Source organism: Providencia stuartii (assembly GCF_029277985.1).
GTDB lineage: Bacteria > Pseudomonadota > Gammaproteobacteria > Enterobacterales > Enterobacteriaceae > Providencia > Providencia zhejiangensis.
Genome location: NZ_CP119546.1, coordinates 2139336 through 2153076, shown reverse-complemented (window position 1 = coordinate 2153076; position 13741 = coordinate 2139336). Strand labels below are relative to the sequence as shown.

The 13741-nt window shown below is 40.5% G+C and carries 13 protein-coding genes; 3 read left to right on the top strand and 10 right to left on the bottom strand.

The window, feature by feature from the left end; all coding sequences use genetic code 11:
• Positions 1-2: 2 nt before the first annotated feature.
• From alr to fadR, 3 genes are all read right to left on the bottom strand, one after another.
• Complete coding sequence (gene alr, locus P2E05_RS09390; RefSeq protein WP_251464093.1) at positions 3-1073, bottom strand: alanine racemase; 1071 nt, start codon at positions 1071-1073, stop codon at positions 3-5.
• Positions 1074-1121: 48 nt separating this feature from the next.
• Entirely contained in the window at positions 1122-2423 is a 1302-nt protein-coding gene (locus P2E05_RS09385) for a D-amino acid dehydrogenase (protein WP_244316419.1), read from the bottom strand.
• Between the two features lie 512 nt (positions 2424-2935).
• Positions 2936-3652, bottom strand: coding sequence for a fatty acid metabolism transcriptional regulator FadR (gene fadR / locus P2E05_RS09380; RefSeq protein WP_154621783.1), 717 nt, complete (start codon positions 3650-3652; stop codon positions 2936-2938).
• A gap of 222 nt (positions 3653-3874) precedes the next feature.
• Between fadR and nhaB the strand changes: the two genes are divergently transcribed.
• Both nhaB and dsbB read left to right on the top strand, forming a co-directional pair.
• On the top strand, positions 3875-5422 hold the full coding sequence (gene nhaB, locus P2E05_RS09375; protein ID WP_154623641.1) for a sodium/proton antiporter NhaB: 1548 nt from the start codon (positions 3875-3877) through the stop codon (positions 5420-5422).
• 232 nt (positions 5423-5654) lie between these two features.
• Positions 5655-6176 carry a disulfide bond formation protein DsbB gene (dsbB, locus tag P2E05_RS09370; RefSeq protein ID WP_154623640.1) on the top strand — a complete coding sequence of 174 codons (522 nt, stop codon included), beginning with the start codon at positions 5655-5657 and terminating at the stop codon, positions 6174-6176.
• 310 nt (positions 6177-6486) lie between these two features.
• Here dsbB and P2E05_RS09365 read toward each other — a convergent pair whose 3' ends face one another.
• The 4 genes from P2E05_RS09365 to P2E05_RS09350 all read right to left on the bottom strand — a co-directional run bounded on the left by P2E05_RS09365 (position 6487) and on the right by P2E05_RS09350 (position 9551).
• Complete coding sequence (locus tag P2E05_RS09365) at positions 6487-6792, bottom strand: DUF333 domain-containing protein (RefSeq protein WP_163861509.1); 306 nt, start codon at positions 6790-6792, stop codon at positions 6487-6489.
• A gap of 36 nt (positions 6793-6828) precedes the next feature.
• Positions 6829-7161 carry an SMR family transporter gene (locus P2E05_RS09360; protein WP_154623638.1) on the bottom strand — a complete coding sequence of 111 codons (333 nt, stop codon included), beginning with the start codon at positions 7159-7161 and terminating at the stop codon, positions 6829-6831.
• Positions 7162-7300: 139 nt separating this feature from the next.
• Positions 7301-8503 (bottom strand): sugar transporter, encoded by a 1203-nt coding sequence (locus tag P2E05_RS09355; RefSeq protein ID WP_154623637.1) that lies wholly within the window; start codon positions 8501-8503, stop codon positions 7301-7303.
• Between the two features lie 190 nt (positions 8504-8693).
• Positions 8694-9551, bottom strand: a complete 858-nt coding sequence (locus tag P2E05_RS09350; protein ID WP_154623636.1) for an NAD(P)H-hydrate dehydratase — start codon at positions 9549-9551, stop codon at positions 8694-8696.
• A gap of 156 nt (positions 9552-9707) precedes the next feature.
• On the opposite strand from P2E05_RS09350, the gene P2E05_RS09345 reads away from it, so the two are divergent.
• Positions 9708-9929: a DUF2594 family protein gene (locus tag P2E05_RS09345; protein WP_154623635.1), complete on the top strand. Its 222-nt coding sequence runs from the start codon at positions 9708-9710 to the stop codon at positions 9927-9929.
• 178 nt (positions 9930-10107) lie between these two features.
• On the opposite strand, the gene P2E05_RS09340 is transcribed toward P2E05_RS09345, so the two are convergent.
• The 3 genes from P2E05_RS09340 to prc form a co-directional block, all read right to left on the bottom strand.
• Positions 10108-10389, bottom strand: coding sequence for a hypothetical protein (locus tag P2E05_RS09340; RefSeq protein WP_154623634.1), 282 nt, complete (start codon positions 10387-10389; stop codon positions 10108-10110).
• Positions 10390-10638: 249 nt separating this feature from the next.
• The gene (htpX, locus tag P2E05_RS09335) at positions 10639-11520 is read right to left on the bottom strand and encodes a protease HtpX (RefSeq protein ID WP_154623633.1); all 882 of its coding nucleotides are present in this window, start codon (positions 11518-11520) and stop codon (positions 10639-10641) included.
• 178 nt (positions 11521-11698) lie between these two features.
• On the bottom strand, positions 11699-13741 hold the full coding sequence (prc, locus tag P2E05_RS09330; RefSeq protein ID WP_154635698.1) for a carboxy terminal-processing peptidase: 2043 nt from the start codon (positions 13739-13741) through the stop codon (positions 11699-11701).

The following is a 13741-nucleotide window of genomic DNA, read 5'->3' as shown; positions in this document are numbered from 1 at the left end:
TTCTAATTTTCATATTTCACTGGCACCCTTTTAGCCAATGCGCACATCAATTCATAGCCAATAGTGCCTGCTGCCTGTGCAACATCATCAATGGGTAAATTTTTCCCCCACAGTTCCACTCGATCACCAATCTTGGCCTCAGGACAGTCACTAATATCGATAGTCAACATATCCATCGAAATAGCCCCTAATATTGGGCAACGCATTCCATTTAACCAAGTGGGTGTGCCTGTTGGCGCATGACGAGGATAACCATCCGCGTAACCACATGCGACTGTCGCAATTTTCATTGGATGAGTCGCCGTAAACTTACTGCCATAACCAATTGATTCACCCTTAGCGATATCATGCGTTGCAATAATTTGTGATTGCAACGTCATCGTTGCGCGCAGATCCTTATCAGCAATATCTTGCCAACAACCACTTGGTGATGCGCCGTACAGAATGACGCCAGAACGTACCCAGTCATAATGCGTATCTGGGTGCCATAACGTGGCACCTGAATTAGCAATACACACAGGTAGACTCTCATCAATAAACGACTTAATGATTTGGTGTGGTTTGTCTGTTCCTGTCAACGTATCTGAGTTAGCAAAGTGAGTCATCAATGTCACCGAAGCCACATTATTGATTGCAGAGAGTCGGTGCAGTACCGCTGCATACTCTTCAGGTCTAAAACCGAGGCGATTCATACCACTATTCAATTTGACATATACGGGTATTGCAGAGTTAACCGTTGCATTTTCTAGCGCATCTAATTGCCAATGGCTATGCAGTGCCGTTGTCAACTGATATTGGTCTATCAGCTGTAGATCGTCAGGTTGGAAAAACCCCTCTAACAATAAAATTGGGCCTTGCCAACCCTGCTCACGTAACAAAATAGCCTCATCCAAATCTAAAATGGCAAAACCATCTGATGCGGCTAACGCATGCCAGACTCGTTGAATACTGTGCCCATAGGCATCTGCCTTCATGACTGACCATATTTTCGCTTGTCCAACATGCTGACGCACAATGGATAAGTTATGGGTAAAATTTTGCAGGTGAATGACCGCACTAATTGGGCGAGGCATCGTGTTTCCTTCTTTTTATGCTATCCGAATGTATTTCCAGCCAATTGCTCAACGCGCAGGCGATAAATCACCGTTTGGAATTAATTTGGTATTAAATCCATCTATATATCTGAATACGGATAAATCGTCCGATGCAATATCGGGTTTATTGCCAGAAATCAAATCAGCCAATAGCTTGCCCGAGCCACATGCCATCGTCCAGCCTAATGTCCCGTGCCCAGTATTTAAATATAAATTGCTATAAGCCGTCGGACCAACAATCGGCGTACCATCTGGTGTCATTGGTCTTAATCCAGTCCAAAATGTGGCTTGAGAAATATCCCCACCGCCCTGATAAAGATCTTGCACCACCATCTTTAAGGTTTCACAGCGTTTTTTTAATACATTCAAATTGAATCCAACAACCTCAGCCATACCACCGACACGGATACGATCATCAAAGCGTGTCACGGCTATTTTGTATGTTTCATCCAATACCGTTGATGTTGGTGCACGTTGAATGTCAATGATAGGCATAGTCAAAGAGTAGCCTTTCAAAGGATAAACTGGGATTTTTACTAAATTATGTAATAACGATGTTGAATACGAGCCCATTGCCACGATATAACGATCGGCCTGCAATATTTCGCCTTCACAACGTATGCCACTGACTTTATTTCCCTCAGTCAGAATTTGTTCAATGTGACAACCAAATCGAAATTTCACGCCTAAATCTTGAGCCATTTTGGCGAGTTTTTTGGTAAATTGCTGACAGTCACCCGTTTCATCGTTCGGTAAACGCAATCCACCTGTCAATTTATGTTTCACATAGTCTAGGGCTGGTTCGGCTTTCACTAACTCATTTGCCGTTAATAACTCGTATGGCACCCCTTCTTGCTGTAAAACAGCAATATCATTTGCTGCATTATCAAACTGTTTTTCAGTCCTAAATAGCTGCAATGTACCGCCTTCACGTCCTTCATAAGTAATGCCTGTATCAGCACGTAATTGACGAATGCAGTCACGGCTATACTCAGCAATTCTGACCATACGGCTTTTATTCATTGCATAATGCTGAATATCGCAATTTTTTAACATTTGCCACATCCAACGTAATTGAAACAATGTTCCATCTGGCCGAATTGCGAGAGGGGCGTGTTTTTCAAACATCCATTTCACTGCTTTAAGGGGAATACCGGGCGCTCCCCATGGAGTGGCATAACCAGGGGAAATTTGCCCTGCATTACCTGCACTCGTTTCTTCGGCAACATCCATTTGTCTATCTAGCACAGTCACTTCATGCCCTTCTCGTGCTAAATACCAAGCTGTCGTAACACCGATGACACCTGCACCTAATACTAAAACTTTCATTATTCCCCCTGCCATGTAGCATGAAATATTTTTAGTTAGAATAATATTCTATAATTTATTTTCCAATATGGTTGATTAACATTTTTAACAATTCAGATAATTAATTCAAATTTCATTACAAATACTTTACACTTTGGTTTTAAATTCTATTGGCGAAATTTTACAAAATTAAATATAACCAATAAAAACAATGAAATATGTATTATTTGCGGTCTGGACAGTTGCTCGCTCGTGGTTTAATTTAGAGTTTTACACTGTCTTGTTGGGATTTTATTTTGGAAGGACAACTTTTAATATATTTTAATTTACCACAGCATGACAGATTATTACTCTAATCATATTACTTAGTGTGAATAATACCTTTGTTATTGCGCAGTTTTTAGAATTGACGAAAATTTAGTGACTTAGGACACAAAATAAAAAAGCCAGTAGGTTAAATAAACCAAACTGGCCTTAGTGATGACAAACAGATGTTAGATTAAAGAAGGCAATTGAGGTGCGCTCCGTTAAAATTATCGGCTATTGGCGAGATCATTAGGCATATTGCCTTGCATACTGTGCCAAATCATCCCACTCTCTTTACCATAATTCCTAACACATTCCATGATACGTTCATACGCTTGCTCGCGGCATAAATTGGCTAACTGCTGATAAAAATTAAGCGCAAGACGTCTCGCTTCTGGATTCGAGAAATAATAACGCCCAACGCGGGTATAAAGCCCTTTTAACCCATTGATAATTAAACCATAAATAGGGTTTCCAGACGCAAACGCCAATCCTCGGAAAATATTGTAGTCCAAGGCGCTAAAGGCATCTGAGTTGTCTTCGACTTTTTCACGTTCAGACAAGACCTCCAGAGACTTTTCAGGATTTTGACGAAATGCAGTGCGGATAAAAATAGCCGCAATATTCGTTCTTACCGCCAATAAATTATCGATAAGCTGCGGCACACGGTCATGATCGAGTCGAGCCAAGGTTTCTAAAATATTTAGACCCGATGTCTCCCAGTAATTGTTTACTTTTGTTGGCTTACCATGCTGAATAGTCAACCAACCATCACGAGCTAAACGCTGTAACACTTCTCGGAGCGTTGTACGAGTCACACCAATCAGCTCCGATAGTTCACGTTCTGCAGGCAAAATCGACCCTGGTGGAAAGCGATTATTCCAGATACTTTCAATAATATACTCTTCCGCAAAACCTGCAGGACTTTGAGCTTTTATGACCATATTTTTATTATTCCAAACATTTTCAGACGGATTATTGTAGAAATCATACCAGATTGTCGTAAATTGAGATAGTTAGACCACACATAAACAATGAAACCAATCATAAGACCCTCATATAATTAATATATTATCTATTACTGATTAGACTTAATTTATGTGAAAGATAAGAGTAGTATGTGAATTTACTGTACAATACACCCAGTAAGAGGAAAACTGCACATAATGGATTTTAGTTTAAAAAGAGCTTTTTTGAAAAATTTTCTAGGGAACTCACCTGATTGGTATAAGCTCGCAATAATAATATTTCTGGTTATCAATCCACTGGTATTTTATTTCGTTAACCCGTTCATCGCCGGGTGGCTACTCGTCATCGAGTTTATCTTCACCTTGGCAATGGCACTCAAATGTTATCCGCTACAGCCTGGGGGCCTTCTGGCTATCGAAGCGGTCCTTATTGGCATGACAACGCCTAAACAGATCTCTCATGAGATCAGTAACAATTTGGAAGTCATACTGCTGCTGATCTTTATGGTCGCTGGTATCTATTTTATGAAGCAGCTATTGCTGTTTGTCTTCACCAAACTGTTACTGAATGTGCGCTCTAAACGCACATTGTCCTTGGCCTTTTGCTTAGCTAGCGCATTCTTATCTGCTTTTTTAGATGCGCTGACGGTGATTGCGGTTGTCATTAGTGTTTCGGTTGGCTTTTACTCTATTTATCATCAATATGCATCTAGTCAGCATAGTCATACTGATATACAAAACGATAGCTTCATTGATACCGCAGAGAAAAAGCAAACCCTTGAACAATTTAGGGCTTTCTTACGCAGCCTAATGATGCATGCCGGTATCGGTACTGCTTTAGGTGGCGTGATGACGATGGTTGGGGAGCCACAAAACCTTATCATCGCTAAACATGCAGATTGGGATTTCGTGACCTTCTTCTTACGAATGGCACCGGTTACCCTACCAGTCTTTGCCTGTGGACTCATGGTTTGCTTTTTAGTCGAAAAATTTAAATTATTTGGCTATGGTGCTGAGTTACCGGAGCCGGTTCGCCAAGTGCTGACTAATAATGACAAAAAGAATAGTGCTAAACGCACCCAAAAAGAAAAAGCGCAGCTCATAGTCCAAGGTTTGATTGGTATTTGGCTGATCGTCGCCCTTGCTTTCCACCTCGCGGAGGTCGGGCTTATAGGCTTATCTGTCATCGTTTTGGCAACTGCATTTTGTGGTATTACAGAAGAGCACGCGTTAGGTAAAGCCTTTGAGGAAGCATTACCCTTTACTGCCTTACTCACAGTCTTTTTCTCTATTGTTGCTGTCATCATTGACCAACAACTGTTTACCCCCTTTATTCAGTTTGTTTTACAGTCATCTGAATCATCGCAACTATCACTGTTTTATCTGTTCAATGGTTTACTTTCTGCTGTTTCAGATAACGTGTTCGTCGGTACGGTATACATTACGGAAGCATTAAAAGCCGCCAATGAAGGCTTAATCTCCCATCATCAATACGAGTTATTGGCCGTCGCTATCAATACAGGTACTAACCTCCCTTCTGTTGCGACACCGAATGGGCAAGCAGCTTTTCTGTTTCTACTCACTTCGGCACTATCGCCACTGATCCGTCTTTCCTATGGGCGCATGGTATGGATGGCCTTACCTTACACCATTGTAATGACAGTCGTTGGTTTATTAGGCGTCGAGTTTTGGCTGATACCAATGACACATTGGCTAGAAAGCTTAGGCTGGATTAGCCTACCTTAGTTTCGTCATCACCGAAACGCATAAAGGCCACGCAGATGACACATTATGGGTGGCCTTTATCATTCTTCTCATTGATATCCCGTCACCATTGCTCTGAAATACCTGCTAGAGTGGTTTGATTTGTAATATTAGGTAAATCCTTATCTAAAATCACATAAATACTCTCTAACATCTTTTTTTGTTGTGTCGATAGGGGCAAAATGTGCGCATCATTAATTTAGGGAAGTAAAGTATGTTCAGATTCTTTAACTACTGCTCGCAAGGACGAGGCGCTTGGCTGTTAATGGCCTTTATTGCGTTTATGTTGGAATGCGCTGCGCTCTATTTTCAACACATTATGAAGCTACAACCCTGTGTTATGTGTATCTATGAGCGCGTTGCATTGTTTGGGATTATGATTGCGGGCTTAGTCGGGGCTATTGCGCCACGTAATGTGATTTTACGTTGGGTCGCTATCATTATTTGGATTTACGCGGCATGGCGTGGCTTAGAGCTTGCATGGGAACACACTATGCTACAACTCTATCCATCCCCGTTCGCATCATGTGACTTTTTTGTCAATTTCCCTGAATGGTTACCATTGAATGAATGGGCGCCAGCTATTTTCGAAGCAACTGGTGACTGTGCTGTTAAACAGTGGGATTTCTTAGGGCTAGATATGCCACAATGGCTAATTGGTGTTTATGGCGCTTACCTGCTAGTTGCTATTATCGTCACAATCAGCCAATTTTTCCCTTCACACAAAAAAGCATAATATCGAAACCGTCATCAATTAAGGATATTGATTATTTTACGGTTAAGGCTCCCGATAAACACTATCGGGGGTCATTTTATCTCCTGACAAGCTACGTTTTTGAATCGCTTCTTCACTTTTTTATCTGTATCGCCAACGTTTGAATAAACATCTGCCCCAGTTTAAAACCCAAAAGTATGATGGAAATCTGTTGAATACTGGGTTTGATATCAGGCGGGTTATGCAACATAAAAAGAAGCCAATATTTATTGAAACTGCAATACAAACCATAAACCCACCTGTTAATGATGGGTTCTACTGAATAATTTTATTAAATACAGCTACCCGTCAATATGACATCGGCAGCACAACGCTTCCCATTGGCAAATTGACACACCGCCGTCTGAGCACCATCCAGTTCTAAGTTAAGTGAAGGTAGTCCACCCGCTGAAACACAGGCTTCTTGGGCTTTAGGTCCTAAATTAACCACTTGTTGTGCATATTGGGATGCCGAGCGATCGACTTGCACTGTATTCATCGAATCTGAGCTAGAACACCCCGCTAAAATAAGTATTGTGCTACCTAGTAAACCTTTAACAAAAGTAGAATTAAGCAGGTTACTGATTTTTCTATTCATTCTATACTCCGCTTATGATGATTTCTGCTTCCTGAATCAGTGAACACTGCTTTTAGAAAACAGATTAATGACCAACACACCAACGATAATTAATAGCATACCAATAATTGCTGGTAAATCGAGCTTCTGCTGATAAATAAATATCGCCGCGATAGACACCAATACGATACCTAAACCCGACCAAATGGCATATGCGATCCCTAAAGGTATTAACTTAACAACCTGTGATAGCCCCCAAAAAGAAACGGCATAGCCAATCACCACAATCAAGGACGGCCAAAAACGACTAAAACCATCGGATGCTTTTAATGTCGTTGTTGCTATCACCTCTGCGATAATAGACATCAATAAAAAACCTAGCCCTTTCATCCGCTCATCCTTACTCTTTGAACTTATTAAAATAGTAGCGAATTTAGCATAGTTCGCGATCCCTGTAACGCACCCTCACATAAAAAAAGCCACAATAGAAATAATTCTATTATGGCTTTTTCACTTTTTCGTCGGAAATTTAGTGTAACGCAGTGGATGCTTGCAGCTGTTCGTTAAATGAGCCTTTATAACGCCTAAAAATAAAAATGCACCACACCAATGAAATCAATCCAAATATGGCCCCTACATAACCAATATTCGTCATTCCCATATGAACAATAATTTGATTACCTAATAAGGCGCCACCACCGATGCCAATGTTAAAGATCCCAGAGTAAATTGCCATCGCTAAATCTGTTGCATCAGGCGCTAAATCAATCACTTTGACCTGCATACCTAGGCCTACACACATGATTGCAATTCCCCAGAATAGGCTTAATAGAACCAGCCAGCTAACGTGGCCACTCACTGGCATCAATAATAATAAGCTAATTGTTAATACCGCTATCGCAATTGGTAAAAAGGATAATGTATATTTATGACTGTAACGACTAAATATCACACTGCCGACAATGCCTGCTGCACCAAAAATAAGAAGCAATAACGTTGCAAAATTCTGACTTTGTTGTGCTATTTCACGAACAAATGGCTCAATATAGCTGTAAGCGGCAAAGTGTGCCGTCACAACGATAACGGTTAATGCAAATAACCCCACTAATGCAGGACGTTTAAAAATCACAGGTAAACTTTTTAATGAGCCTGAATGTTCGCTTGGTAACCTAGGTAAGAAGCGAATTAGCGCAATCATCGTCAACAATGCGATAGCACCGATACATAAGAAAGTGACTCGCCAACCTAATAATTGTCCAATCACACGGCCAATTGGCAGTCCTAAAACTGTCGCTAATGCCGTACCGGTTGCAAGTAAGCCTAATGCTTGCGCTTTTTTACCTGCTGGTGCGACACGGATTGCCAAAGACGCGGTAATTGACCAAAACACCGCATGTGATAGAGCGATACCAACCCGAGCAATGATTAATACATCGAAATTCCAAGCAAAACCGGAAAGAATATGGCTAAGCACAAACACAATAAACAGTAATGCTAATAACTTGCGGCGTTCTATCTTACTGGTTAGTAGCATCAAGGGTAATGACATTATTGCGACTACCCAAGCATAAATAGTGATCATTAGCCCTGTATGCGCAACTGTCATATCAAAACTTGCAGCTATGTCACTCAATAATGCGACGGGAACAAATTCTGTAGTATTGAAAACAAATGCGGCGACTGCTAGTGCCACAACTCGGATCCAAGCTGTTTTTCTAGAAACCTGTGTCATTGTCTTGCTTACGCCTTTGTTGGTATCAGCAAATACTCATCCCCCAATCACAAAGTGATTGGTTAAAAACCAGAAGTCATGAGTTAGCTGAAATTTGATATTGCTTCGCTGACATAATAAGAAGCAATCGATTTTGTGTGAATTGTATCACATTTTTTCACCGCAGTTAAAGCCGCTCAATATCAAACCATCAATAAATAATGGCTCTATTTCTTATCGTTCTAGCCTCATCAATAATTTCGTGAGCGGTTAGGCCAATAGGACCGATACCTTTTTGTACCAATACATCTGCGGCTTTACCATGTAACCAAACGCCTGCCCGTACGGCTTGTTCTATTGGCAGCTTTTGTGCCAGTAAGCTACCAATAATTCCTGATAATACATCACCGCTACCTGCTGTCGCTAAACCACTGTTCCCCGTTTCATTACACCATGTTTGATTATCCGGAGCTGCAATGATCGTATGGTGTCCTTTCAACACCACCCAACAACCGAATCGTTGACTGAGCTGTTGCGCAGAAAAATGCCTATCTAATTGGATTTGTGCGACCGTTGTTTGTAGTAGTTTAGACGCTTCTTTAGGGTGTGGTGTGATGACTGTTTCTGACGAGAGTTTTACAGCTTCAGGGCGTTGTGCCAATAGATTGAGACCGTCAGCATCGATTAAAACGCGCTGATTTTGCGCTATAAGACGTAAAGAACCGTCTAGCAACATTTTCGCCTCGTGAGCAGTCCCTAAGCCACACCCTATGACCCAAGCCGTTGGGGTTTCACCATCCATAACATGACTCGCTTGGCGTAACATCAACTCAGGAGCCTGTTCCACTAAGTGTAATGCCTGTGGCTGCTGATTCAACCCAATGATGACTTTACCACAACCGCTTTTAAGCGCAGCGACCCCTGCCAATACACAAGCTCCCGTCATACCAACACAGCCACCTATAATATTTAGCGTTCCAAAAGTGCCTTTATGACTTTGTTCTGGTCTTGGTTGTACGAATATTGGAAACTGTTCTGCTAGCCACTGTTTTTCTTCTATCGTTAACATAATTGGCACTCCTTAAATTTTCGTACAGCGCGATGACGTAAATTATCTCTTCTTAATTTGAATAATTCATATTAAGCCATTCATTGATGGCACATTGGATAAACTTTCTATGATAGAATATTAGCAAATTTATCTTTCTTAAAAGGACGCTTTTTGATGAAAACACATTTTCCTACTCAGCCTGATGTTAATGAACTCGCGGCAGAAGTGACTTGTATTAAAAATCTGCTGGCTCATATGTTAAAAGCAATTGGTCAAGCAGATGCAGGTAAAATTTTAATTAAAATGGAGCGTGAAATTGCATCAATGGAAGATGAAAAACAAGCTGAAATTTATCGAAATACATTAGATCAAATAAAAGCAGGGTATCGCCAATAGATTATTTTAACGATTAGTGCTATTTAAGGGCGTTAATTTTTCAATTACACTTAAAACTGCACAAATAACTAAATATCATTTATTGAAATCGCTTATCTTTGATCTCGAATTAAACCATTCTTTATTCATTTAGCTCCCCCTTCAGATCCCTATGAAGGGGGCTTTTTTTTGCTTAAAATTAGGCTTTTACTTTCCCATCATAAATATCTTGGCAATGCTGAATATAGCTCTCTAATGTCATGTCGGCAGTTTTATTATCCTGTGCCCTTTGTTCTTCAAAGGCCCATACTTTAAAATTTTGCCCTAAATTGGCACCAGACATACCAACTTCTTTATACATACGATGATAAAAACCATTTGGAGATTGATAGATTTCAAATTTAAATGGCACTAAACGAGCTGGGTTTTCAACTGTCGCAAATTCATTACCAAATACCAGCGTTTTCACAAGTATATCCATTTTCTATCCTTATAACTCATTCACTATTAAAGCCTATTGGCCTATTACCCGTATCCATCATAGACTATTCATCGATTTACAGCCTAAGAAAAACTACGCTATTTCACTTAGAGAATACACTATTTTGATTTATATTAAATTAATGCCCGTAACTAATTTTTTATTTTCAAATAAAAAGCCCGCGGTGATTAATTCAACGCGGGCTTCTGTCTAATTTAGAGCATCAATTATATCATTGCGACTCTTCGACTATTTTAAGTATTCACCTGAACGTAGTGCTTCAATACGTTTATCCAATGGAGGGTGCGACAAGAACAGTTCATTGAATGCTTTACCACGTCCATTAATACAGAATGCCATTAAACGCCCTTCTTCTTGTGGCTCATAGCTCGTTTTCAAACGCTGTAATGCTGCAATCATTTTTTCTTTACCAACGAGTTTTGCAGAGCCTGCATCCGCATGGAATTCACGATAGCGCGAGAACCACATGGTGATAATACTCGCTAAAATACCGAATACGATTTCTAATACCATCGAGACAGCAAAGTAAACCATTGGGTTACCATTACTGCTTTCACTTTCTTCATCGTTGCTCGACATAAAACCAGAAACAAACTGAGCAATAATACGTGAAATAAAGATAACAAACGTGTTTACAACACCTTGTAACAACGTCATTGTGACCATGTCACCATTAGCAATATGGCTGATCTCATGCGCAATAACAGCCTCTGCTTCATCACGGCTCATATTTTCTAACAACCCAGTGCTTACCGCTACCAGCGATGCGTCACGGCGAGCACCTGTTGCAAATGCATTAATATCAGGAGCATGATAAATAGCAACTTGTGGCATTTGAATACCGACTTGCTGTGCCTGACGGCTCACCGTATTCATCAACCATTGTTCAGTTTCATTACGTGGTGATTCAATAACTTCGCCACCAACGGACTTAAGCGCCATCCATTTTGACATTAATAACGAAATAAACGCACCACCGAAACCAAACAGGCCCGCCATGATCATCAGACCTTGAACACTGCTTCCTTTAACACCCGTCAAGGTTAAGATTATCCCAAACACAAACATAACTGCTAAGTTTGTGAGTAAGAATAAGGCTATTCGCATCATATTTTTTTGTTTCCTTGGTAAAAATAAATATCACGAAGAATTTACTGTATAAATAAGGTTTTTTCATACTTTTTCAAGTGGCTTAACAAGAAAAAACCAAAAATTAACATAACTTTACACACATCATAAAAAAGGCCAGCTTTTGCTGGCCCTGACTATAATCTATTGTATAACCAATTTATTTTTTATTGGTTAATAGACTGGTCTCAGGATGAGCAAGATCAATCGCAATTTTAACTGTTTCGTCTAAATATGGGTCTGGCCCTTCGTAATCTTTAGGTAAATCATCTATAGACTTCAGCAATGGTTTACCCTCTTTTGCATAACGTTCATTTATACGTTTCAGTTTAGTGGCTTCAAGCTCATTATCTTCCTTCAAACGCTGGGCATAATTCAGCGAGATGAGATTTTTACTCTCTTTATTCGCTTTATAATGCGCAATGTCTTCATCGATATACTTGAACTCCGTATCTTTGCTAATACGCGCTAAGTGTTTCGTTTTGAGTTCAGACACATCCTCAGTAATATCCCCTACCTTGCTGTAATTAGCAGGCGGAATACTATCCCATGGTAGCGCATTGTCTTCAAAGCTCTCACCTGTTTCAGCAGGATCTTGCCCTGTTGGCATAACAATATCAGGTGTTACCCCTTTACGTTGCGTACTCCCACCATTCACACGGTAGAATTTCTGGATAGTATATTGGACAGAACCCAGTGCTGGCCATTCAGGTTTTAGCATTTGATCATAAACACGGCTTAAACTACGGTGTTGTTGTACTGTACCTTTACCAAAAGTCGGTTCACCGACAATCAAAGCACGTCCATAATCTTGCATTGCCGCCGCAAAAATTTCTGATGCTGAAGCACTAAAACGGTCGACGAGCACGACCAACGGCCCTTTGTAATAAATGACATCATCATCATCGATATCTTGACGAACCTGACCATTATTATCACGAACCTGAACAATAGGCCCTTTAGGAATAAATAAACCGGATAACGCTACGGCTTCGGTTAATGCGCCGCCACCATTACCACGCAAATCAATAATCAGTGCAGACACATTATCCTTGGCCATTTTTTGCAGTTGAGTTTTCACATCATTGGTCAAACCAACATAGAAGCCAGGAATATCTAAAACGGCAACTTTCTCTTTACCCACATTTTTAATTGTTAGCTTAACCGCTCTATCTTCCAAGCGGATTTGTTCGCGAACAATAGTCACGATATGCGGTTTAGCCCCTTTCGTGTCGGATAACACTTCTAAGCGAACTTTGCTGCCTTTCGGCCCTTTAATCAAAGCCACCACATCATCAAGACGCCAGCCAACAACATCCACCATGGGTTTACCCGTCTGACCGACACCAATAATCTTATCGCCGACTTTTAACTCTTTGCTTTTCGCGGCTGGGCCACCGGCAACTAAAGAATTAATCACTGTATTCTCATCGTCTTGCTGTAATACAGCCCCAATACCTTCAAGCGACAAACTCATTTCAGAGTTAAATTGCTCAGTATTACGAGGAGAAAGGTAACTGGTATGAGGATCGATTTCTCGAGCAAATGCATTCACGATCAACTGAAAAACATCCTCACTTTGCCCTTGTGTTAAACGTCTTAGCGCAAAATTATAGCGTTTAGTCAGTTTTTCTTTGATCTCTTTATCGTCTTTGCCCGATAGCTTCAGGTTCAGCCAGTCATACCTAACTTTTTGATCCCAAAGTTTATCTAATTCTTGTTTGTCTTTTGGCCAAGGCATCTTGCTACGGTCGACTTCAATTGAGTCTGTGGCATCAAAATTCATTGGCTGATCAAGACGCGCTAGCGCATATTCAAAACGTTCAAAACGTCTTTTTTGCGAAAGGTTGTACAGGTCATAGAACTTATCCAGTTTTCCATCTTCAAGCCATTCACCGACTTTCGCTTTGTCTTTTGCATACTCATCAATATCAGACTGAAGCAGAACATTATGACCGTAATCCAACATATTCAGATAACGATCAAATATTTTACCGGAGAATGCTTCATCCAAATCAAACTGGCGATAATGTGAACGAGTAAATCGAGACGTTACCCTTTCACTGACGGTGCCATGCTGAGTGTCCTGTTTTAAAACAGGTAACTGAGCAGCAGTGACCGGAGTCACTGCTTGAGGATTAGCAATTGCACTACCAAAAGTGGCAACACTAACAACTAATGCAATTTTTAAAAGTTTGTTCAT

Coding starts and splice junctions, on each gene's coding strand:
- fadR (WP_154621783.1), bottom strand. CDS start 3,652: ATGGTCATAAAAGCTCAAAGTCCTGCAGGTTTTGCGGAAGAGTATATT.
- dsbB (WP_154623640.1), top strand. CDS start 5,655: ATGTTCAGATTCTTTAACTACTGCTCGCAAGGACGAGGCGCTTGGCTG.
- P2E05_RS09340 (WP_154623634.1), bottom strand. CDS start 10,389: ATGGATATACTTGTGAAAACGCTGGTATTTGGTAATGAATTTGCGACA.
- P2E05_RS09355 (WP_154623637.1), bottom strand. CDS start 8,503: ATGACACAGGTTTCTAGAAAAACAGCTTGGATCCGAGTTGTGGCACTA.
- P2E05_RS09360 (WP_154623638.1), bottom strand. CDS start 7,161: ATGAAAGGGCTAGGTTTTTTATTGATGTCTATTATCGCAGAGGTGATA.
- P2E05_RS09350 (WP_154623636.1), bottom strand. CDS start 9,551: ATGTTAACGATAGAAGAAAAACAGTGGCTAGCAGAACAGTTTCCAATA.
- P2E05_RS09385 (WP_244316419.1), bottom strand. CDS start 2,423: ATGAAAGTTTTAGTATTAGGTGCAGGTGTCATCGGTGTTACGACAGCT.
- P2E05_RS09345 (WP_154623635.1), top strand. CDS start 9,708: ATGAAAACACATTTTCCTACTCAGCCTGATGTTAATGAACTCGCGGCA.
- nhaB (WP_154623641.1), top strand. CDS start 3,875: ATGGATTTTAGTTTAAAAAGAGCTTTTTTGAAAAATTTTCTAGGGAAC.
- htpX (WP_154623633.1), bottom strand. CDS start 11,520: ATGATGCGAATAGCCTTATTCTTACTCACAAACTTAGCAGTTATGTTT.
- prc (WP_154635698.1), bottom strand. CDS start 13,741: ATGAACAAACTTTTAAAAATTGCATTAGTTGTTAGTGTTGCCACTTTT.
- P2E05_RS09365 (WP_163861509.1), bottom strand. CDS start 6,792: ATGAATAGAAAAATCAGTAACCTGCTTAATTCTACTTTTGTTAAAGGT.
- alr (WP_251464093.1), bottom strand. CDS start 1,073: ATGCCTCGCCCAATTAGTGCGGTCATTCACCTGCAAAATTTTACCCAT.